This is a genomic window from Asticcacaulis tiandongensis (assembly GCF_006475605.1).
Lineage (GTDB): Bacteria > Pseudomonadota > Alphaproteobacteria > Caulobacterales > Caulobacteraceae > Asticcacaulis > Asticcacaulis tiandongensis.
This window is the reverse complement of record NZ_SSBC01000009.1, coordinates 1-1,248: the sequence shown is the minus strand read 5'-3', so window position 1 is coordinate 1,248 and position 1,248 is coordinate 1. Positions and strand designations below refer to the sequence as shown.

General features: G+C 53.8%; 1 protein-coding gene. It reads left to right on the top strand.

The window, feature by feature from the left end:
• Positions 1–61 precede the first annotated feature (61 nt).
• Positions 62–1,209 (top strand): IS3 family transposase gene (locus tag E5201_RS04005; RefSeq protein ID WP_140984722.1). Its coding sequence is split into 2 segments (ribosomal slippage): positions 62–320 and positions 320–1,209, totalling 1,149 coding nucleotides; the frame shifts between segments, so codons are not numbered across the junction.
• Positions 1,210–1,248: the final 39 nt, after the last annotated feature.

The window sequence follows — 1,248 nt, the reverse complement described above, 5'->3', positions numbered from 1 at the left end:
TGGCCTGTCCCTGGTTTGACGGACACGAAGAAAAGCGTGTTTATCGAACTGGAGGTAAGAAATGGAGAAGCGAAAATATAGTCGCGAGTATAAGATCGAGACTGTAAAAATGATCAGGGATAGAGGTGTAACGGCTGCTCAGGCTGGTCGGGACCTGGGTATCCATCCGACGGTGTTGCGGCACTGGGTGCGTGAGTTTGAGACTGATCCCAAGGATGCCTTTCCGGGCAAGGGCCAGATGAAGCCGGAACAGCTCGAGATTGACCGTCTGCGTAAGGAAGTAGCCAAACTCAAGGCCGAGCGCGATATCCTAAAAAAAGCCGCCGCCTACTTTGCGAAGGAAAGCCTATGAAGTTTTCCTTTATCGCAAAGCACCGGGGAATATGGCCGGTGGCGTGGATGTGCGAAGCGCTCGGTGTTTCGCGCAGCGGCTTTAATGGTTGGCTAACACGAGGTCCCAGCCGCCGCGATCTGAGCGATCGTGATGTTGGCGCCCGAGTTCGATCCAGTTTCATAGGGAGCTACCGAACCTATGGTGCCCGCAGGGTCTGGCATGATCTGCTGGCAGAAGGCGTTTCATGCGGGCTGCATCGGGTTGAGCGACTGATGCGCCTGCAAGGACTGCGCGCCCGGCCACGCCGACGTGGCCTTCCCAAAGATGTGGGGCAGCGATCCGTCATTGCCCCTAATGTTCTGGATCGTCAGTTCAGAGCCGAAAAGCCCAATCAAAAATGGGTGGCTGACTTCACCTATATCTGGACGGCTGAAGGTTGGTTGTATGTAGCCGCGGTCATTGATCTGTTTTCCCGTCGGGTTGTTGGCTGGTCAATGAGTGCCAATATGACGGCCCAACTGGTGACTGATGCTCTCATCATGGCCATATGGCGGCGAGGCAAACCCGACACTTTGCTGCATCACTCAGACCAGGGCAGCCAATATACCAGTGAGCAGTTCCAGCGTCTGATGGCCGACAATGGCGTTACATGTTCCATGAGCCGCTCTGGTAACGTCTGGGACAATGCCGCGATGGAAAGCTTCTTCTCATCAATGAAGACTGAACGGATCGGCAAGAAAATCTACCGAACTCGTGATCAAGCGAGAGCCGAAATCTTCGATTATATTGAACGATTTTATAACCCAACCCGACGGCATTCAACCCTGGGCTATCTCAGCCCTATAGACTTTGAACAAAAGCTCGCTCAAACTTGACGAGCTAAACTTCGTGTCCGTCAAACCAGGGACAGGCCA